This window comes from Rhizobium sp. 10N427 (genome assembly GCF_056394605.1).
Genome location: NZ_JBFTID010000003.1, coordinates 445,620 through 469,480, shown reverse-complemented (window position 1 = coordinate 469,480; position 23,861 = coordinate 445,620). Strand labels below are relative to the sequence as shown.

23 protein-coding genes are annotated in these 23,861 nt (G+C 61.2%); 6 read left to right on the top strand and 17 right to left on the bottom strand.

What is annotated here, in order from left to right:
* The first annotated feature begins 139 nt into the window (after window positions 1–139).
* Window positions 140–1,018 (top strand): MurR/RpiR family transcriptional regulator, encoded by an 879-nt coding sequence (locus tag AC1DIJ_RS09735; RefSeq protein WP_112386080.1) that lies wholly within the window; start codon window positions 140–142, stop codon window positions 1,016–1,018.
* A 134-nt stretch (window positions 1,019–1,152) separates the two neighbouring features.
* On the opposite strand, the gene AC1DIJ_RS09730 is transcribed toward AC1DIJ_RS09735, so the two are convergent.
* From AC1DIJ_RS09730 to AC1DIJ_RS09710, 5 genes are all read right to left on the bottom strand, one after another.
* Entirely contained in the window at window positions 1,153–1,920 is a 768-nt protein-coding gene (locus tag AC1DIJ_RS09730) for a DUF4167 domain-containing protein (RefSeq protein ID WP_112386081.1), read from the bottom strand.
* A 337-nt stretch (window positions 1,921–2,257) separates the two neighbouring features.
* Window positions 2,258–3,130, bottom strand: a complete 873-nt coding sequence (prmC, locus tag AC1DIJ_RS09725) for a peptide chain release factor N(5)-glutamine methyltransferase (protein WP_112386082.1) — start codon at window positions 3,128–3,130, stop codon at window positions 2,258–2,260.
* Entirely contained in the window at window positions 3,127–4,206 is a 1,080-nt protein-coding gene (prfA, locus tag AC1DIJ_RS09720) for a peptide chain release factor 1 (RefSeq protein ID WP_112386083.1), read from the bottom strand. Before prfA ends, prmC begins: the two co-directional genes overlap by 4 nt.
* A 28-nt stretch (window positions 4,207–4,234) precedes the next feature.
* Window positions 4,235–6,502, bottom strand: a complete 2,268-nt coding sequence (gene ptsP, locus AC1DIJ_RS09715) for a phosphoenolpyruvate--protein phosphotransferase (protein WP_112386084.1) — start codon at window positions 6,500–6,502, stop codon at window positions 4,235–4,237.
* Between the two features lie 92 nt (window positions 6,503–6,594).
* Window positions 6,595–7,869 carry an aspartate kinase gene (locus AC1DIJ_RS09710; RefSeq protein ID WP_112386085.1) on the bottom strand — a complete coding sequence of 425 codons (1,275 nt, stop codon included), beginning with the start codon at window positions 7,867–7,869 and terminating at the stop codon, window positions 6,595–6,597.
* A 479-nt stretch (window positions 7,870–8,348) separates the two neighbouring features.
* Between AC1DIJ_RS09710 and AC1DIJ_RS09705 the strand changes: the two genes are divergently transcribed.
* Window positions 8,349–9,680, top strand: a complete 1,332-nt coding sequence (locus AC1DIJ_RS09705) for an APC family permease (RefSeq protein ID WP_112386086.1) — start codon at window positions 8,349–8,351, stop codon at window positions 9,678–9,680.
* Window positions 9,681–9,717: 37 nt separating this feature from the next.
* Here the strand turns inward: AC1DIJ_RS09705 and AC1DIJ_RS09700 are convergent, their stop codons facing one another.
* Entirely contained in the window at window positions 9,718–10,500 is a 783-nt protein-coding gene (locus AC1DIJ_RS09700) for a response regulator transcription factor (protein WP_112386087.1), read from the bottom strand.
* 94 nt (window positions 10,501–10,594) lie between these two features.
* On the opposite strand from AC1DIJ_RS09700, the gene AC1DIJ_RS09695 reads away from it, so the two are divergent.
* A complete protein-coding gene (locus AC1DIJ_RS09695) occupies window positions 10,595–12,025 on the top strand; it encodes an amidase (protein ID WP_112386088.1) in 1,431 nt (476 codons plus the stop codon).
* Window positions 12,026–12,078: 53 nt separating this feature from the next.
* Window positions 12,079–12,825 (top strand): bifunctional 2-polyprenyl-6-hydroxyphenol methylase/3-demethylubiquinol 3-O-methyltransferase UbiG, encoded by a 747-nt coding sequence (ubiG, locus tag AC1DIJ_RS09690; RefSeq protein ID WP_112386089.1) that lies wholly within the window; start codon window positions 12,079–12,081, stop codon window positions 12,823–12,825.
* 11 nt (window positions 12,826–12,836) lie between these two features.
* On the opposite strand, the gene AC1DIJ_RS09685 is transcribed toward ubiG, so the two are convergent.
* The 5 genes from AC1DIJ_RS09685 to AC1DIJ_RS09665 are packed head-to-tail and all read right to left on the bottom strand — an operon-like array spanning window position 12,837 to window position 15,776.
* Window positions 12,837–13,415, bottom strand: coding sequence for a DUF3291 domain-containing protein (locus AC1DIJ_RS09685; RefSeq protein ID WP_112386090.1), 579 nt, complete (start codon window positions 13,413–13,415; stop codon window positions 12,837–12,839).
* 1 nt (window position 13,416) lies between these two features.
* Window positions 13,417–13,845 carry a DUF1178 family protein gene (locus tag AC1DIJ_RS09680; RefSeq protein WP_112386091.1) on the bottom strand — a complete coding sequence of 143 codons (429 nt, stop codon included), beginning with the start codon at window positions 13,843–13,845 and terminating at the stop codon, window positions 13,417–13,419.
* Window positions 13,842–14,699 carry a carbon-nitrogen hydrolase family protein gene (locus AC1DIJ_RS09675; protein WP_112386092.1) on the bottom strand — a complete coding sequence of 286 codons (858 nt, stop codon included), beginning with the start codon at window positions 14,697–14,699 and terminating at the stop codon, window positions 13,842–13,844. Before AC1DIJ_RS09675 ends, AC1DIJ_RS09680 begins: the two co-directional genes overlap by 4 nt.
* Window positions 14,700–14,708: 9 nt before the next feature.
* Window positions 14,709–14,966, bottom strand: a complete 258-nt coding sequence (grxC, locus tag AC1DIJ_RS09670) for a glutaredoxin 3 (protein ID WP_112386093.1) — start codon at window positions 14,964–14,966, stop codon at window positions 14,709–14,711.
* Window positions 14,967–14,999: 33 nt separating this feature from the next.
* Window positions 15,000–15,776 (bottom strand): ComF family protein, encoded by a 777-nt coding sequence (locus tag AC1DIJ_RS09665; RefSeq protein ID WP_112386094.1) that lies wholly within the window; start codon window positions 15,774–15,776, stop codon window positions 15,000–15,002.
* A 76-nt stretch (window positions 15,777–15,852) separates the two neighbouring features.
* Between AC1DIJ_RS09665 and AC1DIJ_RS09660 the strand changes: the two genes are divergently transcribed.
* Window positions 15,853–16,734 carry a methyltransferase domain-containing protein gene (locus AC1DIJ_RS09660; RefSeq protein WP_112386095.1) on the top strand — a complete coding sequence of 294 codons (882 nt, stop codon included), beginning with the start codon at window positions 15,853–15,855 and terminating at the stop codon, window positions 16,732–16,734.
* 9 nt (window positions 16,735–16,743) lie between these two features.
* On the opposite strand, the gene AC1DIJ_RS09655 is transcribed toward AC1DIJ_RS09660, so the two are convergent.
* From AC1DIJ_RS09655 to AC1DIJ_RS09630, 6 genes are all read right to left on the bottom strand, one after another.
* A complete protein-coding gene (locus AC1DIJ_RS09655) occupies window positions 16,744–16,917 on the bottom strand; it encodes a Flp family type IVb pilin (protein ID WP_112386096.1) in 174 nt (57 codons plus the stop codon).
* 65 nt (window positions 16,918–16,982) lie between these two features.
* The gene (locus AC1DIJ_RS09650; RefSeq protein ID WP_112386097.1) at window positions 16,983–17,300 is read right to left on the bottom strand and encodes a hypothetical protein; all 318 of its coding nucleotides are present in this window, start codon (window positions 17,298–17,300) and stop codon (window positions 16,983–16,985) included.
* A 124-nt stretch (window positions 17,301–17,424) separates the two neighbouring features.
* Entirely contained in the window at window positions 17,425–17,838 is a 414-nt protein-coding gene (gene mutT / locus AC1DIJ_RS09645) for an 8-oxo-dGTP diphosphatase MutT (RefSeq protein ID WP_112386098.1), read from the bottom strand.
* A complete protein-coding gene (locus tag AC1DIJ_RS09640) occupies window positions 17,835–18,656 on the bottom strand; it encodes a GNAT family N-acetyltransferase (protein ID WP_112386099.1) in 822 nt (273 codons plus the stop codon). The genes mutT and AC1DIJ_RS09640 overlap by 4 nt, the downstream gene beginning before the upstream one ends.
* Entirely contained in the window at window positions 18,625–19,866 is a 1,242-nt protein-coding gene (argJ, locus tag AC1DIJ_RS09635; protein ID WP_112386100.1) for a bifunctional glutamate N-acetyltransferase/amino-acid acetyltransferase ArgJ, read from the bottom strand. Before argJ ends, AC1DIJ_RS09640 begins: the two co-directional genes overlap by 32 nt.
* Before the next feature lie 58 nt (window positions 19,867–19,924).
* Window positions 19,925–20,812 (bottom strand): peptidylprolyl isomerase, encoded by an 888-nt coding sequence (locus AC1DIJ_RS09630; protein ID WP_112386101.1) that lies wholly within the window; start codon window positions 20,810–20,812, stop codon window positions 19,925–19,927.
* 250 nt (window positions 20,813–21,062) lie between these two features.
* On the opposite strand from AC1DIJ_RS09630, the gene secA reads away from it, so the two are divergent.
* Complete coding sequence (gene secA / locus AC1DIJ_RS09625; protein WP_112386102.1) at window positions 21,063–23,777, top strand: preprotein translocase subunit SecA; 2,715 nt, start codon at window positions 21,063–21,065, stop codon at window positions 23,775–23,777.
* Window positions 23,778–23,861 lie beyond the last annotated feature (84 nt).

The following is a 23,861-nucleotide window of genomic DNA, read 5'->3' as shown; positions in this document are numbered from 1 at the left end:
GGGCGCCGCGAGCGCAAGCTTTGCAATCACAGATCCGTGCGGGGATGACACCCCGCCATGGCTAAGCCGGTGATTTTCCGTATCTATCAGCAGGAAATTCGGATATTCGCGATTCCGTGATCGCAATGAGGGGAAGCAGATGGAAACAAGCGACCGGGCCTCTGGCGTGCTCAAGCAGCATTTCGACCAGCATAGAACGCAGCTGAGCCGCTCGGAGCTTGCCGTTGCCGAATATCTGGTTGCGCTGCCGATCGACGTGCTGATCTTCAAGAGCGCCGAAGAGATTGCCTCCGATGCGGGCACCAGCGACGCCACCGTCATCCGCACGGCGCGCCGCCTCGGCTTCAGTGGCCTGCCGGAGCTGAAACGCGTCTGCAGCCGCACGATGGCGAAGACCATTCCGACCAGCGACCGCCTGGAACAACGCTTTCGCGGCACCGGCAGCGAACTACCGAAAGTCGCGCAACAGATGTTCGCGACAGCCCGCGAGGTTCTCACTTCGACCGAGGAGCAGTTTGATGAGCAGATGCTGTCTGCAGCCGTGTCGCTGCTGGAAGGCGCCGATACCGTCTGGTGTCTTGGAATGGGGACCGCCGAGATCGAAGCCCGCCATTGCGCCATGGCGCTCAGCCGCGCCGGGTTGAGAACAAGATGGTCCGGCGCATCGGGCTTCACGCTTGCCAACGATCTGCTCGATCTCCGTGCAAGCGATGTCGTCGTGCTTTTCAATGCGGTGCATGAAACACCCGAATTTTCGATGGTTGCCAGCCAGATGAGCGAGATCGGCTGCAAGCTCATCCTCGTCTGCGGCGTTCAGCTGCGTGCGCTTTACAAAGATAAGGTCGATGCGCTGCTGACCTGCATCGGTTCCCCGTCCAAGCTCGCAAGCTGGACCCTCGGCGCCATCGTCACCGGCGACATGCTTGCCTACGGCGTTGCCGTCAGAAATCAGTCCCGTGCGATCGAGACGAAGCGCCGGCTTGCAGGCTTGCGGGCAAAGGCAGAGCGCAGGAACTGATGCGACAACCGCGGCAAATTCGTCGGCCACCGCGGACATTCTTCCTCAATGCCTCGATCGCTTTCCAGAACGGGACGCCTCAACGAAAAAGGCCGCCCTCAAGGCGGCCTTTCTTATTCCATTAGCAGAAATGCTTATTCCGAAGCGGCGTCAGCCAGTGCGGGAGCGTCGGCTGCGGCCTCGCCTTCACCCTCACCGCTGGCGCGGCGCGGACGACGGGGGCGGCTGCCGGTGCTGCGGCGGCGCGGCTGGCGCTCGCTCGACTGGCCGCCTTCCTCTTCCATCGAAACCTCGACAGGAATGCCCTCGATCTCAGGCTGCGGACCCGTGCCGTCGATAACCTCGGCAGCGACGGCCGGAGCCGGCGCTTCGCGGCGCGGCTCACGTTCGGCGCGCGGTTCCCGGGGCTCCCGCTGCTCGCGGGGTTCACGAGGTTCGCGTTGTTCACGGGGCTCGCGCTGTTCACGCTGCTGATGCTGTTCGCGCGGCTGCTGCTGATCGCGGGGCGGCTGAACAACGACGACATCGTCGTTATCGCCATCCGAATCGTCGCCATTCTCGGCGCCGTCCTGGTATTCGCCGCGCTCGTCGCGCTGGAAGCGCTCCTGCATCTGCGCCTGAGCACTCGCGATGATGCGGTTATAATGCTCGGCATGCTGAAGATAGTTCTCGGCCATGACGCGATCGCCGGAGCTCTGGGCATCACGGGCGAGCTGAGCATATTTTTCAGCAATGTTCTGGGCGGTACCGCGAACCTTTACGTCCGGACCCGAGCTGTCGTAGGTCCGTGTCAGCGGATTGCCACCCTTGCGGTTGAAGTTGTTGTTATTGTTGCTTCCGCCGCCGCCATTGTTGTTGCTGCCACGCCCTCGACCGCGCTTGTTCTGCTGTCCTGGCCTCATCGATCGTTCACCTGAATTCTCTGTTTGTGTGGAGTTAAGGCACCGACCGCAATGCCGGAAACCGGTCAGAGCTTTCGTGCCGCAAGCATGATGCGCCTTCGCGCCGACCTGCCGCTTGTTCTCAAGTCATATTGACTGATTCACGCATTGGGTCGTGTTCAACCTTTGAAACTCTCGTTTAAAAGAGTGGACCCCCGAGGCTGACCAAGTACCGAACGAATCTTCGTTCCTTCTTGGGTGCCCAACGCGTGAGCGCAACCTATCTTGCTTCCCGGGGAAATCCAAGCCTTTTCTTCGCAATAGCAATATCGTCCTGTTTAATGCTGCAATTTGTCGCTCAGACATTGAGTGCGAACACGAGCACCCGGTCATTCTGGCCGTAATCTTTGACGGACGCGAGACGCTGGAAGCCTGCAGCTTCAAAAACCGCAGTGACGTCGTCCCGCTGATCGTATCCGATCTCCAGTCCGACGATACCGTCTGGCCGCAAGAACCTCGCTGCATCCTTGGCTATCGCTCTGTAGGCGTCAAGCCCATCCGGACCGCCATCCAAAGCGGCCGCAGGATCAAATTTCGTCACTTCGGGCGCGAGATCGTGAACGACCTTGGAAGCAATATAGGGCGGATTTGAGACGATCGCATGAAAGCGTCCTTCGACGTTCTCGAACCAGCTGGATTGCAAAGCCTCGAATCGTTCCTGAAGCCCGTTTCTTTCGGCATTGGCTTTTGCCGTTGCCAGTGCATCGGAGGAGATGTCGCTGCCAATTCCCTTGGCTTGCGGGAGTTCGCTCAAAAGCGCCAGACAGATCGCCCCCGTTCCTGTGCCTATATCAAGGATATGGAGATCCGCGCCCGAACTTGCAAGGTTTCTCAAATAGGGAAGCATCACGTCGACAAGGATTTCGGTATCCGGCCGCGGCTCCAGTGTGCCTGCCGACAGCGACAGCGGCAGGCCGTAGAATTCACGCTCGCCGAGAATACGATGAACGGGTTCGTGCTGCAGCCGCCGCTCGATGGCGGCGTCGATCGCCGCAATCCTGTCGTTCGCCGGAGCCTCGTTCGCCCGCGTCAGCATTTCCGTCGCCGAAAGGCCGAGCAATCCGGCCACGAGCAGACGGGCATCCGTTGCGGGATCGGCGATCCCGGCTTCCGTGAAGCGGCGGCGGGCTTCGGAAAGAACCGCCGAAACCGTTCGCCCGCTTGCCGTCATTGCTGTTCGCCGAGGCTGGCGAGCTGGCTTGCCTGATAGTCGGCCAGCAACGCATCGACGACTTCGTCGATCTCGCCGACCATCATCCGATCAAGCTTGTAGAGCGTCAGGTTGATGCGGTGATCGGTGATGCGGCCCTGCGGGAAATTGTAGGTTCGGATGCGTTCGGAGCGGTCGCCCGAGCCCACCTGGCTCTTCCGGTCGGCAGAACGCTCGCTGTCGGCCCTCTGCCGCTCGGCGTCGTAGAGACGCGACCGAAGTACCTGCATCGCTTTCGCCCGGTTCTGGTGCTGCGACTTCTCGGAACTGGTGACGACGATACCGGTCGGCAGGTGCGTGATGCGCACCGCAGAGTCCGTCGTGTTGACGTGCTGGCCGCCGGCACCCGACGAGCGCATCGTATCGATGCGGATATCTTCCGCCCGGATTTCGATGTCGATCTCCTCGGCCTCCGGCAGAACCGCTACTGTCGCGGCCGAGGTGTGGATACGCCCGCCTGCTTCCGTCTCCGGCACGCGCTGGACACGGTGTACGCCGGATTCGAATTTCAGCTTGGCGAACACGCCACGGCCGGTGATCGTCGCGATGATTTCCTTGAAGCCGCCAGCTTCACCCTCGCTCGACGACAGGACCTCGACCTTCCAGCCATTGGCAGCCGCAAAGCGCTCGTACATGCGGAACAGATCGCCGGCGAAAAGCGCAGCTTCGGAACCACCGGTTCCGGCACGGATTTCCAGGATGGCACTCTTCTCGTCGGCTGCGTCCTTAGGCAGCAGCAGGATCTGGATCTCCTGCTCCAGCCCCTCGATCCGCTCCTTCACATCGGGATATTCAAGCTCGGCGAGTTCGCGCATATCGCGATCGACAGACTTGTCCTCTAGCAGCACTTCCAGATCGGCAAATTCATCCACCGCCTTCTGATAGGCGCGGATCTTGCCGACCACGGGCTGCAGCTCGGAATATTCGGAGGCGAGCTTCACATAGACGTCGGCCGCAGGACCGGCGGACATGCGCGCTTCGATCTCGCCGAAGCGGCGTTCCAGCTCGCGCATCTTTTCCAGGGGAAGCTTCGCCACCCTTCACTCCAATTCTTCTTATCGTTGTCTAAAGGGGAATATTGTGGCTGCTGGCGAAACGGACAAGAATGTCGCGCACGGATTCCGTCGCATGCGTATCGTCGAGCGCCTCGTCCATCAGCTTCGAAAGCGCCGAAACGTCGAGCCCGAGCAGCATCGCCTTCACCGGCCCGATCGAGGCCGGCGACATCGAGACCGAGCGGAAACCGATCCCCAATAGCGCCATTGCCGAGATCGGCTTGCCGGCTAGCTCACCGCACAGCGTCACGGTCGTGTTGTTGCGTTCGCCGGCGCGGGTGATGTCACGCAGGATCCGCAGGAACGGACGTCCGAGCGTATCGAAACGGTCGGAAACGCGCGCATTGCCGCGGTCGACTGCCATCGAGAACTGGAACAGGTCATTGGAGCCGACAGAAACGAAATCCGCCGCTTCCATCAGCTCATCCAGCTGCCAGAGCAGCGCCGGAACCTCCAGCATCGCGCCGAACTGCAGCTTGCGCGGCAGGCCGTGGCCGAAGCGGGAAAGATGTTGCACTTCCTTCTGCAACAACTCGCGGACTGCCTTCAGCTCCGAAACCTCGGTCACCATCGGCACCATGATCTTCAGCTCGGTTCCGGCGGCTGCCTTCAGCATGGCGCGAAGCTGCGTGCGCAGCAGGCCAGGCCGATCAAGCGACAGACGGATGGCGCGCCAGCCGAGTGCCGGGTTTTCTTCCTCGTGGCCACGGAAATAGGGAACGACCTTGTCGCCGCCGATATCGAGCGTGCGGAACGTCACCGGACGCCCGGCCGCCTGCTTCAGGACATTGCGGTAAAAGGTTTCCTGCTCATCCGCCTTCGGCATCGTCGATGCGATCATGAACTGCAGCTCGGTGCGGAACAGACCGATACCCTCGGCACCGGATTCTGCCAGCTGCGGCAAATCGACCAGCAGACCGGCATTCATCTGCAGCGCAATGCGTTTGCCATCCTTGGTGACGGGTTCGACAGCTCGCAAGGCGCGGAACTGCTCCTGCTTGCGGGCGCGGAAGCGCACCTTCTCCTCATAAGAGCGCTGCAGGTCCTGCATCGGGCGCAGGTGAACATGACCTTCGTCACCATCGACGATCGCCGCGTCGCCGTTTTCAGCGAGCGCAACGACGCCCGCTGCCTGGCCGATGACAGCAATGCCCATGGCGCGTGCAACGATGACCACATGGCTCGTCACCGCGCCCTCTTCCAGCACGAGACCGCGAACGTTCGCCCGAGGATAGTCGAGTAGTTCGGCAGCCCCCATGGCGCGGGCAAAAATGATCGCATCGTTCGGGAAGCCGTCAGCGGTCGTCCGGCCGCTATAGCCGGTCAGCTGCCTGAGAAGGCGGTTGGCCAGATCCTCAAAATCATGCATCCGTTCGCGGAGGTAGGGATCGGTCAGACGCATCATCCGCGCCTTGGTATCCGATTGCACCTTCTCGACCGCCGCCTCCGCCGTCAGGCCGTTGCGGATCGCTTCTTCCAGCTTGCGCACCCAGCCCTGGTCATGCGCGAACATCCGGTAGGTTTCGAGAACCTCGCGGTGCTCGCCCTCCATGGAGACGTCACGGCGCGACAGCATATCGTCGATCGACAGCCTGAGCGAGCCCATCGACTCCGCGAGGCGACGGATTTCCTTGTCCGAATCCTCGTTCAGCAGATTGGTGACGACGATGCGCGGCTCGTGCAGCACGACGTAGCCCAGGCCGATGCCTTCATTATAGGTATCGCCGTCGATCGTCACGGCACGCGTCAGGTCGAGCTCGAGGCCGGGCTTGGTGATCTTCTTGAGTTCGCCGGTGGCGATCATCTCGGCGAGCACCATCGCCGTCGTTTCCAGCGCTTCCAGCTCTTCGTCGCGATAATTGCGGCTGGCCTTGTTCTGCACGACGAGAACGCCGAGCGAGCGCCCGGTTCTCAGGATCGGCACACCAAGGAAGGAATGATAGATCTCTTCGCCGGTTTCCGGCAGGTAGCGGAAGGCCGGGTGCGACTGCGCATCGGAAAGATTGAGCGGCTGCGCGGAAGCGGCAATCGTACCGACGAGACCCTGTCCCATCTTCAATTGCGAAAGGTGAACGGCTTCCTTGTTCAGACCTTCGGTCGCATAGAGCTCGAGCACGCCGTCGGCACGCAGCACGTAGACCGAGCAGACCTCGGCAACCATGTTGCCGGCAATCTGGCGAACGATCCGGTCGAGTCGCTCCTGCGGCTCCAGCGGTTCCGCCATCAACTCGCGCAACCGCTTGAGCAGTACGCGCGGACCACCGGACAGGTCTCTCATTGCGTCTCAAGCTCCCCGAAACAAACGCCTAATGCGGCCAGCAGAACCGGCCGCATCTCTTCATCTCGAAGGGGCGGCCCGCCCGCTGGGAATCAATTCTTATCCAGACCGTAGCAGGAATGCAAAGTTCTGACAGCGAGTTCCGCATACGGACCGTCGATCAGGATAGAAATCTTGATCTCCGACGTGGTGATCGCCTTGATGTTGATACCCTTTTCCGCGAGCGCGCGGAAGGCCGTTGCGGCAACGCCAGCGTGCGAACGCATGCCGATGCCGATGACGGATACCTTCACCAGACCGGATTCATGCTGCACGACGTCGTAGCCGATAGCCGGCTTGTTGTCCGACAGGACCTTGATCGCCTTGTCGACATCACCTGACGGAACCGTAAAGGTCATGTCAGTCTTCGAACCGTCCTCGGAAATATTCTGGACGATCATGTCGACATTGATGTGGTTCTCGGCCAGCGGTCCGAAGATCGCGGCGGAAACGCCCGGCCGGTCGGCAAGACGGCGAAGCGAGATCTGAGCTTCATCCTTGGCATAGGCGATGCCGGTGACTACTTCCTGTTCCACGATTTCATCCTCGTCACAAATCAGCGTTCCGGGCGGATTCAAGAAATCACCCATGCCCGGAGCATCGGGATCTTCGAAAGAAGAGCGCACGAAGGTACGAACCTTGTGCACCATGGCAAGCTCGACCGAGCGAACCTGCAAAACCTTGGCGCCGAGCGATGCCATTTCGAGCATTTCCTCGAAGGCGATCTTCTTCAGGCGGCGCGCCTGCGGCACTATGCGCGGATCGGTCGTGTAGACGCCATCGACGTCGGTATAAATATCGCAGCGGTCAGCCTTCAACGCCGCGGCAACGGCAACGGCAGAGGTATCAGAACCGCCGCGGCCGAGCGTTGCGATGCGATTATCGGGGCCGATACCCTGGAAGCCGGCGATGACGGCAACCTGTCCCTCGCCCATGCGCTTGACGATATCCGCACCGTCGATTTCCTGGATGCGGGCGGCGCCATGGGCATTGTCCGTGCGGATGGCGATCTGCCAGCCCTGCCAGGAGCGCGCATTGATGTCCATGGCCTGCAGCGCGATCGCCAGCAGACCGGCGGTCACCTGCTCGCCCGAAGCAACAACGGCATCATATTCGCGCGCATCGTAGAATGGCGAGTTGGCGCCGACGACTTTCGGCATGTTCTGCACCCAGCCGACCAGCTCGTTGGTCTTGCCCGACATCGCTGAAACGACGACCGCGACCTCGTGGCCCGCGTCGACTTCGCGTTTCACATGGCGGGCAACGTTCTTGATGCGGTCCAGATCGGCGACGGATGTTCCGCCGAATTTCATAACGATGCGTGCCATAAGCCTCTACCACAGCCAGCGCCTGATACCGGATCGGGATTTTCCGGAAGCTCGCGCGCCATTGACAAACCACCGGGAGAGACGATCGCCAGACCCGGCATCCAAAGCCAGTCGGACCGCAGGCCGGAGCGCTCGAATTGGGAGTTCTGGAACGCTTCTGAAGCCTTGGCGCCCAAGGGCTCAAGTTGCGGCGTCTCTTAGCGGCTTTGCAGGGGGGTGGCAAGGTCGCCTTCAGGCGATTGGCGGTACGGTGGCGCAAAGTTTTCGATCATGAGCCGGACAGGCATTTCGAAGGGCCCGCAGGCGTCTTTTACGGCCGCTCTTCATAACACCTTGGGGTTATGTTCGATCCCGCTCCGCTCGTTCATCTTTTCTTCATAAATAAAAAATGCGGGCGGTGACCTGCGCGGAACAGCTATAAGAATTGCACTGCGCAGCTCCCGGGAAGATCAATCAACAACTCTTCGCGGAGGCGGAACATGAACAACACAGTAAAACTCGACCGCGCATTGGGCCTCTGGTCCGTTGTGCTATTCGGCCTGGCCTATATGACGCCGATGATCGTCTTCGGCACCTTCGGCGCACTTGCAGCAGCAAGCCAGGGCACGACGGCGATGGCCTATCTCGTTGCCGCCGCCGCCATTCTGCTGACGGCGATCAGCTACGGCGTCATGGCCCGCGTCTATCCGGTTGCCGGCTCCGCCTACACCTATGCGCGCCGCTCGATCAGCCCCAGCATCGGCTTCCTCGTCGGCTGGGCGGTTCTGCTCGATTACTTCTTCCTGCCGATGGTCATCTGGCTGATCGGCGCCGCCTATCTGACCTCGGCATTCCCGACGATCCCGGCCTATGTCTGGATCATCGGATTCATCGTGCTGACAACGCTGGTCAATGTCGTCGGCATCGCCTTCGCAAACCGCGTCAATTTCATCCTGATGCTGGTGCAGCTCGCCGTCCTGATTGCCTTCGTGTTCCTGGCTGCCCGTTACGTCATGGCCGCCAGCGGTCCCGCAGGCCTCGTCTCGGCAACGCCGTTCTTCAAGACCGACGTGCCGTTCTCCGCATCGATCGCCGGCGCCGCGATCGCCGCCTATTCCTTCCTCGGCTTCGACGCCGTCTCGACGCTGACCGAGGAAACCAAGGATGCCAAACGCACCATGCCGCGCGCCATCCTCATCACCGCCCTTGCCGGTGGCCTCATCTTCGTCGTGGCTGCCTACATCACACAGCTTGCCCATCCCGGCATGGACTTCGTCTCGGTCGATGCCGCTGCCAGCGAAATCGCCAAGATGATCGGCGGCGACGTCTTCGTCACCATCTTCCTCGCAACGCTGGTCGTCGCCCAGTTCACTTCGGGTCTCGCCGCTCAGGCAAGTGTCGGCCGCCTGCTGTTTGCCATGGGCCGCGACAACGTGCTGCCCTCATCGATCTTTGGTAGCCTGCATCCGAAGTGGCACACGCCCATCATCAACCTGATCCTCGTCGGCATCGTCGGCCTGCTGGCGCTGACCATGGACGTCACCACCTCGACCTCCTTCATCAACTTCGGCGCCTTCCTGGCCTTCACCGCCGTCAACATCTCGGTCATCGCGCTCTACATGAAGGGTGACCAGCAGGTGAAGCCGCTCGGCGCACTTGTCGGCCTCGTCATCCCGGCTCTGGCCGCCGTCTGCGACCTGTTCCTGCTCTGGAACCTCGACGAGCATGCCAAGGTTCTCGGCCTGATCTGGCTGGTGATCGGCATCGGCTACCTCGCCTACCTGACGCGCTTCTTCCAGTCCGCGCCTCCCGAAATGGATTTTGCCGAATAACGTCCGCCAAGCGTCAGCCCGGCCGGCAACGGCCGGGCTATGCCAGAAACAGCCTGAATAGCTCGGCCTGGCTGGAAATATTGAGTTTCGAGTAGATCTGCCGGCGGTGCACCTTGACGGTATTGGGCGAAAGCTCCAGCACGGCCGCAAGCGAGAGGTTGGAATGCCCCTTGAGGATCAGCGTCACGATCTCGAGTTCACGCTTGGTCAGCAGCGGATGCTCGATCCGCGCCGCCGGAGCCGCGTTCTTGATCTCCAGCGACAGTCCCGAGACATGGAACCAATGACGGCCAGCCAAAGCGCAAACCAGCGGCGCTGCCGACCGCAACCGCTGCAAATCCTCTCCGGAAAACAATGCCGCGCTTCCGGTTCGCGACAGGGAAAGCACGGCGCTATAGCCATTCTCCAGCGTCAGGACGAAGCCGATCTCGTCGAGGATCTCGGTCGTTGCGTAGTGAATGCGGAAATACTCGGTCTGCGCAAAGTCGTCTGGCGCGATCTCGCGCATCACGATCATCCGCGCACTACTGTCGGCACGCACCGCATCGTAGAAGGGATCGAGCACGAAGGCGCCGGCCAGATATCGGTCGACGATCAGCGCCCGCTCGGCCACGATCTTCTCGTTATAGAGATCGAAGGCGTGAGCATCGGGCGAGTAGATGAAGCCATTCATCATCTGAAACGGCGAAAGCAGCCGGAGCGCCGCGGCAAGCGCATCCGGAAAGGACCGCGAACCGATGGCATTCGCTGCCTGAGCGAGAGCAGCATTCCAGACGTCGAAGGCCGGCATCTGGGCAGTTGGTCTCGAAACGGAATTCATGGATCGTCCTGGAAATCACAGGCCCGATAGGGCTTGAAACACAGCAAGCACTCTTTCAAAGCGAAATGCAATGACTCCGATGGAACATGCTCACATGACGACGAAACCGGCAGACGCCACTATTTCACACCCGCTGGATCTTCCCGCGATCCAGATTGCCCGCGGTATCCGCGAAGGGCAGTTCAGTTCCGAATCCATCGTCTCGGAATCGATCCACCGCGCCAGGCTGGTGACCGCGAGGCTGAACGCCTTCACCGTCATTCGCGAGGATCAGGCGCTGGAAGCCGCCCGCGCTGCCGACCGCGCGGTGGCGCGTGGCGAAGCCACCGGGCCGCTTCACGGCGTACCCTTCGCAGCCAAGGACCTGACACCGACCGAGGGCGATCTGACGACACTCGGCTCCTGGACGAGGGGTGATTGGGTTCCCGGCGAAACGGCACTTGTCGTCCGCCGCTTGCAGGAGGCCGGCGGTATTCTGATGGGCAAGACCGCCACCCCCGAATTTGCCTATGCAAGCTTCACCCACAGCCCGCGCTGGGGCGTGACGCACAATCCCTGGAATCCCGAGCATACGCCCGGCGGTTCGTCCGGCGGCTCGGCGGTGGCTGTCGCAACCGGCGTCGTGCCCTTCGCCGAAGGCACGGACATGGGCGGTTCGGTCAGAATTCCGGCCGCACTCAGCGGCGCCGTCGGCCTGAAGCCCAGCCTCGGCCGCATCCCGATGACCATTCTTCCCAGCGTCTTCGACAACATTTCGCATTTCGGCCCGCTGGCCCGCACCGTCTCCGACGCCGTCTCCTTCATGGAAGCTGCCTCCGGCCCAAGCGACGAAGACATCTCCTCGTTGCCCATTGGCTTCGCTCCTGATGCGGCGAGAACAGGCAGCCTCAAGGGCAAGCGCTTCGCACTCTCGATCGATCTCGGCTACTACCAGATCGAGCCCGAGGTCGAACGCCTTGTCCGCAATGCCGCTGAGGAGCTTCGCCGTGCGGGCGCCATTGTCGATGAGGTCCCGATGCAATGGACCCGCGCCGTCAACGACGAGTGGTTCGACATCTGGTGCGTCTTCATGTCGGGTTTCTTCGGCGATACGATCGAGAGCCACCGCGAAAGGATGGATCCGGCCGTCGTCTCGATGATCGAACGCGGTCTGGCGATGAACGCCACGGCCTACAAGCGCGTCGAGCTGCTGCGCACCCGCATGTGGCGGGACATGGCCGCCCTCTTCCAGACCTATGACGCGCTGCTATGCCCCACCTGCGCCGTCACCGCCCCGCTGGTCACCGAATGCGACGACGACTATGTCGCGACCGGCGCTGACGGACGCTTCATCGGTCTCGACATGACCTGTCCCTTCAACATGCTGCCGCAGCTGCCCGCCCTCTCGCTGCCTGTCGGTCTTGCCGCGAATGGCCTGCCTGTCGGCCTGCAGATTGTCGGGCGGCGCTTTGCGGATGAGAGCGTGCTTTCGATGGCGGCGGCACTCGAGGCCCGGCTAGCCGTGCCGAGACTGCCCGCCCCTTGACTTATGCTGCCGATCGTCCGACTTCACTGCTGACGAATGCAAGGAGCAGACCGATGAGCGAAGCCGCGAAGAGCACGATCGACCAGAGCGAAGTTGACCGCTTCTCTGCGATGGCGGCTGAGTGGTGGAGCCCGACCGGCAAGTTCAAGCCGCTGCACAAGTTCAATCCGGTGCGGCTGACCTATATCCGTGACAAGGCGGCGGAGAACTTCGGGCTTGATCCGAAAAACCCAAAGCCGCTTGAAGGTCTGCGCGTTCTCGATATCGGCTGCGGCGGCGGACTGCTGTCGGAGCCCGTAGCGCGGATGGGCGCCACAGTCGTCGGCGCCGACCCCTCTGAGAAGAACATCGGTATCGCCTCCACCCATGCCAAGGCATCGGGTGTTTCAGTCGACTACCGCGCTGTCACGGCCGAGCAGCTTGCGGAGGCCGGCGAGACCTTCGATATCGTCCTGAACATGGAAGTCGTCGAGCACGTTGCCGACGTCGAATTTTTCATGACGACCTGCGCCAAGATGGTCCGCCCCGGCGGGATGATGTTCGTCGCCACCATCAACAGAACAATGAAGGCCGCCGCACTGGCGATCTTTGCCGCTGAAAACATCCTGCGCTGGCTGCCGCGCGGCACACATCAATATGAGAAGCTGGTGCGTCCCGAAGAGCTGGAAAAGCCGATGACGGAAAACGGCCTCGAAATCATCGACCGCACCGGCGTGTTCTTCAATCCGCTTTCCAATCAGTGGAACCTGTCGAAGGACATGGACGTCAATTACATGCTGCTGGCGAAACGCCCGCGGTAAGAGAAACGCCTTCAGACCTTCAGCTTGCTGACCCGTTCGAGCAAATCCTGCTGGCGTTCGGCGTTACGCGCTGCAAGCTCCTTGAGCCGCTCCCGATCGATCGTCAACTCGGCACCATCAGGCCCGAAAGGCTGCTTGAACGTGAATGCGTGCGGGCTCGGCCCGTGGTCGTCGAGATGCTCGAGCCGCTGAGCACCCTCCGCCCAATCCGGCCGATGCGTTGCGGAAACCCACCAGAGCACGAGCGGCGGCCATGACGGCTTTACGTTCCAGCTTCGGGCATTCTTCAGGGCCTCGGCATGCACGCCATTGTAGCTGAACGCCATCAGCGACTCGATATCAGCCCAGAGCGAGAGCGAGGACGGCGCGGACGTGAACCCGCTACCCTCGATGTAACGCGGAAAGACTTGCGCCCCCCAGCTTCTGGTGCCGGGCACGCCAGGATAGCCCGAGCGCCCGAGGAACCCGCTGGCACGCGTCGCCGCCTCGAAATTCACCGGCTCGCGCAGGACAAAGCCACGGATGGTCTCACTTTCGGGAGGAGCGACGTGAACGCCAAAATTGTAGAAGGCCAGGCGCTCCGTCGTCATCTCAGTTCACATCATCTGGCAGAACCGGCAGCGCCGCTATCTTGATGCCTTCGTCAATCAGCTCTTGCGCCTCATGCGCGGTGGCTTGACCGATGATACCGCGAGCATCCGCCTCGCCGTAGTGGATTTTTCGCGCCTCTTCCGGAAACTTGGTACCAACGTCTTCGGAATTCGCCTTGACCTCGGCAACCGCCTGCTTGAGCTTCTGGAACGCTTCGCGGCGCATCGCATCCATGGCGACGGTCTTGATTTCGTCCTTCTTGCGCGCGGTCGAAACCGAAGGCGCCATCAGCACCTTCGAGATCGTTGCCGACTGACAGACCGGGCAGTTCAGAAAGCCGGAGGCCAGCTGACGATCGAAATCAGCACTCTCGGAGAACCAGCCTTCAAACTCGTGCGCATTCTCGCAACTGAGGGAATAGCGGATCAAGCGGCCGCGCCCCCGCTCATTGCTGCCGGTATTTTCTCAATCGAAAACTCACGGCCATTCTTCAGGTTCGGGATCTTGTCATGCGCCACCTTGACGGCGGCAGGATCGATATCGGCGACGGTGACGGCCTCGCCGGTTCCGCCTGCAGAAGCCAGCACGCGTCCCCAGGGGTCGATGATCATCGAATGCCCGAAGGTCTCGCGTCCATCCTCGTGAACGCCGGCTTGCGCCGCCGCAATGACGAAGACGCCGTTTTCGATGGCTCGCGCCCGCAGCAGGATCTCCCAATGCGCCTCACCGGTCTGCTTGGTGAATGCGGCAGGCACCGTAATGACCTCAGCACCGGCAACGGCCTGTGCCCGGAAAAGCGCGGGGAAGCGGACGTCGTAGCAGATGGTGAAGCCCATTTCGGCAAACGGCAGCGACACGACGCGCGCCTCCGAGCCTGGCCGATAGGCCGCGCTCTCGCGCCAGCTCTCGCCGTTATCGAGATCGACATCGAACATGTGGATCTTGTCGTAGCGGTTCAGCACCTTGCCATCGGGCCCGAACAGGAAACCACGATTGGCCATCTTGCCGTCGTCGAGCGCAATCGCCGTCGAGCCGACATGCAGGTAGATGCGGAGTTCGGCAGCAAGCTCCGATGCGGTATTGACGATGATATCGTCAGCCTCGCCGCGCAGAACCGCCTTGGCGGCCGCCCGGTCCCGCTGCAGCATTCCCGTCATCTCGGGTGTCTGGATATAGGTCGCGCCCTGTGCGGCGGCCTCACGAACCAGCCGCGCCATCGACACGGCGTTACGCGCCGGATCGACACCTGAACACATTTGAACGGCAGCAGCCTTGAAGACCATAGTCTCGGCTCAGGCTGCGAGCATCGGGTCGAGCTTGCCGGCCCGATCGAGTGCGAAGAGGTCGTCGCAACCGCCGACATGTTCGCTGCCGATGAAAATCTGCGGGAATGTCGACCGGCCATTCGACTTGCCGATCATCTCCTGACGGAGATCGGGAGAGAAGGTCGCGTCATGCTCGACATAATCGACACCCTTTTGTTCGAGAAGGGATTTTGCGCGTGCGCAATAGCCGCAAGCCTGCCGCGTATAGATCGTTACCAGTGTCATCTCTATCTCCAGACGAGTGCCTGTTTTCACTAGTCATATAGGTTCTGAAAGGGCCCTTGCAAAGGTCAAAACACTGATGTCGGCGGCGCCCGCCTTGCGCAACGCGCGCGTTGCCGCAGCCACTGTCGCCCCTGTCGTATAAACGTCATCGACGAGCACGACACGTTTGCCGAAGACGTCGTTTTCGTGGCCGCGCGCCAGCGCGAAGGCTCCCCGGACATTGTCCTCGCGGGCACGGGCGCCGAGACCAACCTGCTGTTCGGTCCGTTTGACGCGCAAAAGCGTTGCCGGAAGCAGCGGCTTGCCGGATAGACTGGCAATATGCCGCGCCAGCTCGGCCGCCTGATTGAACTTGCGCGACAACAGCCGCGAGCGATGCAAGGGCACGGGAATGATTACGTCGCAAATCTCGACTGTGCCGTCGGCCGCTCGCAGCATCCAGCCCGCCATCATCGGCGCCAGATCGACACGGTCGCGATATTTGAGGCCATGAACGAGATCGCGGACGGCCTCGTCATGGATGGCGGCAGAGCGCAGCCGGTCGAAGGGCGGCGGGTTTGCGATCGCTTCGGCACAGAGAATTCCGACGCCAAGATCGTGCGAGAAGGGAAGTCCGAGAACCTCGCAATAGGGCCGCTCGATGAAGCACACGCCCGTCCAGCATTTGGCACAGAGCCCTCGATGCCCCGCGGTCAGCACCCCGCAGGCCGAACAGGCAGGCGGGTAAACCAGATCCGCAAGCATGCGAAAGGGCTGGAGGACAAGCGTCCGTCCGGATTCTCTCAGCCTGCCGAAATCGATCGCCCCCATAGACGAAAGCTAGCTGGTTTTCCAGCAAAGGAAAATCCGTCTTGCCGCTTGAGAATGACGGGACTATTCACGTCGCATGGATATCATTTTCGACAGGGCGGCGATCGCCGCACACCGCCACCGCGCCTTGCAGGCAGGCGATCCGAAGGCCGCGTTCCTTCTCGATATCGCCGCCGAGGAGCTGGCCGAGAGACTGTCGGTGGTCGAGCGCACCTTCGAGCACGCCGTCGAACTGCACGGCGCGACGGGCGCGGCGGCGCGCGCCGCATTGGCAACCGGCAAGATCGGCGATCTCAGGCGCATCGAAGTGCAGGATGTTTCCGGCGCTCCCGGCGAACTTCAGGTCGCGCCGCTGGAGGACGTTCCGCTCGAACCGCAATCCGCCAATCTCGTCATCGCGCCGCTCAGCCTGCATTTGACCAACGACACCCCCGGCGTCTTCATCCAGATCAAGCGTGCACTGCGGCCTGACGGCCTGTTCCTGGCAGCCATTCCCGGCGCTGGAACGCTGCAGGAACTGCGCGACGTTCTGCTTGCGACCGAGGCCGAAATGACCGGCGGCGCGAGCCCCCGTGTCATTCCTTTTGCCGATGTGCGCGATGCCGGCGGACTATTGCAGCGCGCCGGCTTCTCGCTGCCTGTCATCGATGCCGAAACCTATACGGTGCGCTACGATTCGATCTTTCCCCTGATGAAGGATCTGCGGGCGATGGGCATGACGAATCCGCTCGCCGCGCGCAGCCGCAAGCCACTGACCCGCGCCTTCTTTCTGCGCGCAGCCGAAATCTACGCCGAGCGCTACTCCGATCCGGATGGCCGGATCCGCGCGACATTCTCGATCATCTACGTCTCGGGATGGGCTCCTCACGAGAGCCAACAGAAGCCGCTTCAGCCGGGATCGGCGAAGGCACGCCTTGCCGATGCTTTACGCGTCGAAGAGCACAAGCTAAAACAATGAAACGCTGACCTACGGGTTGTGGGCGGCGATCGTGTTGCTGACATTCGTCAGCATGGTCTGGAGATTGTTGCCGAAGGTGCCAACGCCAGCAATGATGCCGACGGAGATCAATGCCGCCAGCAAGCCATATTCGATGGCGGTGGCGCCGCGGATATCCGCGATCAAAGCCTTCAGAGAACGCATTACCCCCAACCTTTCCCGCATATGGCGGTGACCTTTTCCTCTGCGCCCCGGCAGACGGTCTTCCCTCAGCAGCCGGCGCCCGAACCGTACCCCTGGACGACGCAGACGGAGCCAGGGCTTTCCTGGAGCACGCTGCGGCGGATTGTGTAGCGCTTGCCGTTCTCGGTCTTGGGGATCGAGCCCGTTGTGATGTTGTCGAATTCCGTCGGCACGCTGGCAAACACGCTGGACTTCGATTTATCAGCGAGCATCGGCGTGAGGATCAACGTCAGGGCGACCGCGGCTGTGCCGAACAGCAAGGCAAGATTAAGCGCACCCGTCCTGCGCGAGGCATTCGAGCTCTGCTGTTTCTCTCTGACTGCTTTCCAGAAATCGTCGTCCATCCGTCAAGCCTTTACACACACACGCCGGTTGCTTGATTGAGGCCGATCTTTGGCAGAAGGTGATAAACGATCGATTAATATCCGCGGACAAAAACCATCCGTGAAAGTAAATCGTGAGAAATCTCTAAAGTAGATCCTGCAGCATCGGTATCAGCGGCTCGTCGGCCGGTGGCATCGGATAATCGCGCAATGCCATGGGCTTAACCCATTTCAGCGCTTGGCCCTCCCGGCCGTGCGGGACGCCTTCGTAGCGGCGGCACACATAAAGCGGCATCAGCAAATGAAATGTGTCATAGCTGTGGCTGGCGAAAGTCAGCGGCGCCAGGCAGGCGACCTTAGTCTTGATGCCGAGCTCTTCCTCGAGCTCGCGCACCAGCGTTTCCTCCGGCGTCTCGCCGGGCTCCAGCTTGCCGCCCGGAAATTCCCAGAGCCCTGCAAGCGATTTCCCCTCCGGCCGCTGCGCCAGAAGAATACGCCCATCGGAATCGATCAGCGCGCAGGCGACGACCAGAAGGATCTTCTTGCCGGCCTCGCTCATCCGCAGCGATCCTTGCGCCAGTAGCTGTAGCGATAGGCTTCGCAAAAGCCGATCCGCTCGTAAAGAGCGAGCGCCGGCGCGTTGTCCGCCTTTACCTGAAGCCAGGCGGAGCGCGCAGAGCGCATCCGTGCCCAGCGCAGCGCAGACGTCAGGATTTCGAGACCCAGCCCCTCGCGGCGGCGTTCCCGCGCGACCGAAAGCGACATGATACCCGCGAGATCGTTGTCCTGAACGCAGAGCACTGTCGCCAGCGGACCGGTCTCCGGATCCTCGATCATGAACAAGCCGGATGGCGGCTTGATCGCATTGATGATTTCGGCAAGCGCGGGCTTCAGTTTGGCCGACACCTGATCGGTCGCCAGATTAGCATCGACGAAGCGGCCGATGTCGTGGGTCGGGAGATGATCGAGTGTATCCGGAAGATCTGCCTGTGTCAGATCGCAGGTCATGACGATCGTCTCGTCGAAATGCGTCCAGTTTTGCGCCGCCACCAAATCCACCAGCAAGGACGAGCAGAGCGGCGTTTGCCGCAAAACCGCCGGGCGGCCATAGGCCTCGAACTTGCGGCTCGCCTTTTCCACACGGATTTCGATGTCGCGATGATCGGACGGATCGAGCGGCACGATGGAATTCAGACGGTTGGACGGATGACCGGCCGTCAAACGCACCTGCCAGCTGCCGTCATACTGCACGGACGAGGCCGGCCAGGCCCGGAAGCCTACGGCCTCGAGCCTGCGCACCAGCGGCAGATTTGCACTTTTTGAAGAAGTCTCAGTCAATGAACGATCAGCTCCGGTAGTCGCCGTTGATCGCCACATACTCCTTAGTGAGGTCGCAGGTCCAGACCGTTGCGTGACCATTCCCGAGGCCGATATCGACTTTGACAGGAATATCCTGCTCCTTCATCACATTCGAGGCCGCCTCTTCGGAGTAGCCGGGATCGCGCTCGCCGTTGACGGCAACGCGCACGTCACCGAACCAGATGGCCAGCCTGTCGCGGTCCGCCATCTCGCCGGCCTTGCCGACAGCCATGACGATACGGCCCCAATTGGCATCCTCGCCGGCAGCCGCCGTCTTCACCAGCGGTGAATTGGCGATCGAAAGCGCGATGCGCTTTGCGGCAGCATCGCTCTCGGCGCCGGTCACGGTGATCTCCAGCATCTTCGTGGCGCCTTCGCCATCGCGGCAGACCTGCAGGGCGAGATCCTTGAGCACTTCGTTGAGCGCGACGCGGAACGTCGCGAGGCGGGCATCGTCGGCGCGCTCGACGCGGGCCTGACCGTCTGCCGCAGCCGCACCCGTTGCAAACAGCATCAACGTATCAGAGGTCGACGTGTCGCTATCGACGGTCATCGAGTTGAAGGTCGGGCCAACGCCCTCGGACAGCATCGCCTGCAGGGCAGCCGGGGCAATATCGGCATCGGTCACCACAAAGGACAGCATCGTCGCCATATCGGGCGCGATCATGCCGGCGCCCTTGGCGATGCCGTTAATGGTGACGGTCACACCACCGATCTCGGCGCTGCGCGTGGCGACCTTCGGATAGGTATCGGTCGTCATGATCGCCTTGGCAGCTTCGAACCAGAAATCGCCACTCGCATCGCGATGCATGGCATCCAGAACACCAGCAAACTTTGTCGCATCCAGCGGCTCGCCGATGACACCCGTCGACGCCAGGTAGATTTCATTCCCGCCGCAGCCGACGGCGGCGGCAGCCGACTTCGCCGTCAGCTCGGTCGCCGCGCGGCCCTTGAGGCCAGTAAAGGCGTTGGCATTACCGGAATTGACGACGACGGCGCGTGCAATGCCATGCGGCAGGTTGGCGCGGCAGAAATCGACAGGCGCCGAAGGGCACTTCGAACGCGTGAAGACGCCCGCGACCGAGGCAGGCTTGTCGAAGACCATCATCAGCACGTCGGTCCGGTTCTTGTACTTGATGCCTGCGGAAGCGGTCGCCATGCGCACACCGCGTAGCGCAGGCATGGATGCGAAGGTCTTCGGGGCGAGCGGAGAAACGGAACCGGACATTGTGATGGACCTGCCTGATAGTGAAGGGCCCGGAAGAACCGGGCCCGAATAGTGATGATTACTGCTGCGGCTGAACGACAGGCTCTTGACCCGGCGCCGGCTGCTTGTTCGCATCCTCGTAACCCTTGCGCAGGGTTTCGTCCATGATGTCGACCTTGGACTTTTCCTTCGCGGAAGCGAGAAGAGCAAGATACTTGTCGCGCATGACGAGCTGACGAACCTGATCCTTGACCTGATCGAACGGCGGCGGAGGTGCGTCGCGCTTATCTTCGACCTTGATGACGTGATAGCCGAAATCGGTCTTCACAGGGGTCTTCGAGTAGGTGCCCTTGTCGAGCGCGAAGGCTGCGTCTTCGAATTCCTTGACCATGCGGCCCTTGGTGAAATAGCCGAGATCGCCGCCGTCAGCCTTGTTCGGGTCGGTGGACTTTTCCTTGGCGAGCTCTGCGAAATCCTTGCCGGCGTCGAGCTGCTTGATGACGTCCTTGGCTTCGTCTTCGGTCTTCACCAGGATGTGGCGGGCATGCACTTCTTCCTGCTTCGGAAGAGCGGCGACTTCCTTGTCGTAGCGCGCCTTCACTTCGTCGTCGGTGACGGTGTCAACGACGTGCTTCTTGAAGTAGGCGTTGTGCAGTTCGCGGTCCGTCAGATACTGAAGGCGCTTCTTGAACTCGTCGGTCTGATCGAGCTTTTCCGTGGCGGCATCGCCGGCGAGCAGCTTTACGTCGATGGCGGCGGACAGCGCTGCGACCTTCTTCTGATCGTCAGGCAGCTGGGCCAGCTGCGGATCGAGATTGGCGATCGCCAGATCCAGTTCCGACTGATGAATTTCCAGAGTGCCAACCTTGGCAATGACGGCATCCGGCTTGTCTTCAGCATAGACCGGCGCATGGAACGCAACGAAGGTCGCGACCGCCATCACGGCAAGTTTGTTGTAGCTCAACATCAAATAACCTTTCAGAGTTACACCGCCGGCTTCAGCATCATGTGTGAATCCAGCCCAAAACAGCGTTCAACACTGGAATGTGGCCTTTCTATATCAGCCAAATCCGTTGACATCATTCGACCCCCCTCTTATCTGTCACGCAACCTCGCGTCCAGAAAAGTTTCCTGGCGTTTCGAGACGCGTGCCTGATTTTCGGCTGGGCATTCGTATAAGAAAAGCTGGGGAAGAATATTGAGAAAGGACCAGTCATATGGTCAGCTTTGGCGGCCTTGCCCGCAAGATATTTGGCTCTGCCAATGACCGCCGCGTGCGGTCTTTCCAGCCGAAAGTCGCAGACATCAATGCGATTGAAGAAAAGACGCGGGCATTGAGCGACGAACAGCTCGCCGCTCAGACGGTCGAGTTCCGCAAGCTCCTCGCCGAAGGCAAGACGCTCGACGACATCCTGGTGCCCGCCTTCGCGGTCGTCCGCGAGGCCTCGCGCCGTGTACTCGGCATGCGACCTTTTGACGTACAGCTCGTCGGCGGCATGATCCTTCACTCCGGCGATATCGCAGAGATGAAGACCGGTGAAGGTAAGACACTGGTCGCAACCCTGCCGGTTTATCTGAACGCGCTTTCCGGCAAGGGCGTGCACGTCGTCACCGTCAACGACTATCTGGCGCAGCGCGACGCGGCGACCATGGGCAAGGTCTACGGCTTCCTCGGGCTGACCACGGGCGTCATCGTCCACGGCCTTTCCGACGAGGAACGCGCCGCCGCCTATGGCTGCGACATCACCTACGCGACCAACAACGAGCTCGGCTTCGATTATCTGCGCGATAACATGAAGTACGAGAAGAACCAGATGGTTCAGCGCGGCCATAACTTCGCGATCGTCGACGAAGTGGACTCGATCCTCGTCGATGAAGCGCGCACGCCGCTGATCATCTCCGGTCCGCTGGACGACCGCTCCGATCTCTACAACACGATCGATGCCTATATCCCGCTCCTCTCGGACGGCGACTATGAGATCGACGAAAAGCAGCGTTCTGCCAATTTTTCCGAAGAAGGCACCGAAAAGCTTGAGAACCTGCTGAAGCAGGCTGGCCTGCTAAAGGGCAACGCACTCTACGACATCGAAAACGTCGCGATCGTCCACCACGTCAACAACGCGCTGAAGGCCCACAAGCTGTTCCAGCGCGACAAGGACTATATCGTCCGCAACGACGAGATCGTTATCATCGACGAATTCACCGGCCGCATGATGCCGGGACGCCGTTATTCGGAAGGCCAGCACCAGGCGCTCGAAGCCAAGGAAAAGGTCAAGATCCAGCCTGAGAACCAGACACTGGCGCAGATCACGTTCCAGAATTATTTCCGCATGTACGGCAAGCTCGCCGGCATGACCGGCACGGCGCAGACGGAAGCGGAAGAATTCGGCAACATCTACGGCCTTGAAGTCGTCGAAGTACCGACCAACCTGCCGATCCAGCGTATCGACGAAGACGACGAGGTCTACCGGACCTTCGAAGAGAAGTTCAAGGCGATCATCGCCGAGATCGCCGAGGCGCAAAAGCGCAACCAGCCCGTTCTGGTCGGTACCACCTCGATCGAGAAGTCCGAACTGCTGGCCGACATGATGCGCAAGCAGGGCTTCAAGGACTTTCAGGTCCTCAACGCCCGCTATCATGAGCAGGAAGCCTATATCGTCGCACAGGCCGGTGTTCCCGGCGCCGTAACGATCGCCACCAACATGGCCGGCCGCGGTACCGACATTCAGCTCGGCGGCAATCTCGACATGCGTGTCGAGCGCGAGCTCGATGGCGTCGAGCCCGGTCCCGAATACGACGCGAAGGTCGAGGCGATCCGCGAAGAGATCAAGCAGCTCAAGGAAAAGGCGATCGCCGCCGGCGGTCTCTACGTCATCGCGACAGAGCGTCACGAAAGCCGCCGTATCGACAACCAGCTGCGTGGCCGTTCCGGCCGCCAGGGCGACCCTGGCCGTTCGAAGTTCTACCTGTCGCTTCAGGACGACCTGATGCGCATCTTCGGCTCCGACCGCATGGATTCGATGCTGACGAAGCTCGGCCTCAAGGAAGGCGAAGCGATCGTCCATCCCTGGATCAACAAGGCCCTCGAGCGCGCCCAAAAGAAGGTCGAAGCCCGCAACTTCGACATCCGCAAAAACCTGCTCAAGTATGACGACGTTCTGAACGACCAGCGCAAGGTCATTTTCGACCAGCGCCTGGAGCTGATGGAATCGGCCAATATCGCCGAGACCGTTTCGGACATGCGCCGCGAAGTCATCGAAGACCTCGTAGAAAAGCATATTCCGGAACGCGCCTATGCCGAACAGTGGGATGCTGCCGGCCTGAAGGAACAGGTCGTCAGCCTGCTGAACCTTGATCTGCCCATCGAAGACTGGGTCAAGGAAGAAGGTATCGGCGAAGACGATATCCGCGAGCGCCTGACCGAAGCCTCCAACGCCGCCTTCACGGAAAAGGCCGAACGCTTCGGTGATGACATCATGCGCTATGTCGAGCGCTCGATCGTCATGCAGACGCTCGACCATCTCTGGCGCGAACACATCGTCAATCTCGATCACCTGCGCTCGGTCATCGGCTTCCGCGGCTATGCCCAGCGCGATCCACTGCAGGAATACAAGTCGGAAGCCTTCGAGCTCTTCCAGTCGCTGCTGAACAACCTTCGCCAGGCGGTGACGGCTCAGCTGATGCGCGTCGAACTGGTCCAGCAGGCGCCTGCCGAACCGGAACTTCCGGTCATGCACGCACAGCACCTAGACCCGGCGACCGGCGAGAACGAATTTGCGACGGCTTACCAGGCCTCGGAAGTCATCGTCGCTCCCGAGAACCGCGACCCGAACGACCCCTCCACCTGGGGCAAGGTCGGCCGCAACGAAGCCTGCCCTTGCGGCTCGGGCAAGAAGTTCAAGCACTGCCACGGCGCATTTGCCGAGGCGTGAGAGCCTAGATAGACAATGAAGATGCCGCCTCCGGGCGGCATTTTCATTTGCGGCACAGACAACCGCGATATTAAGCGCCGCGGA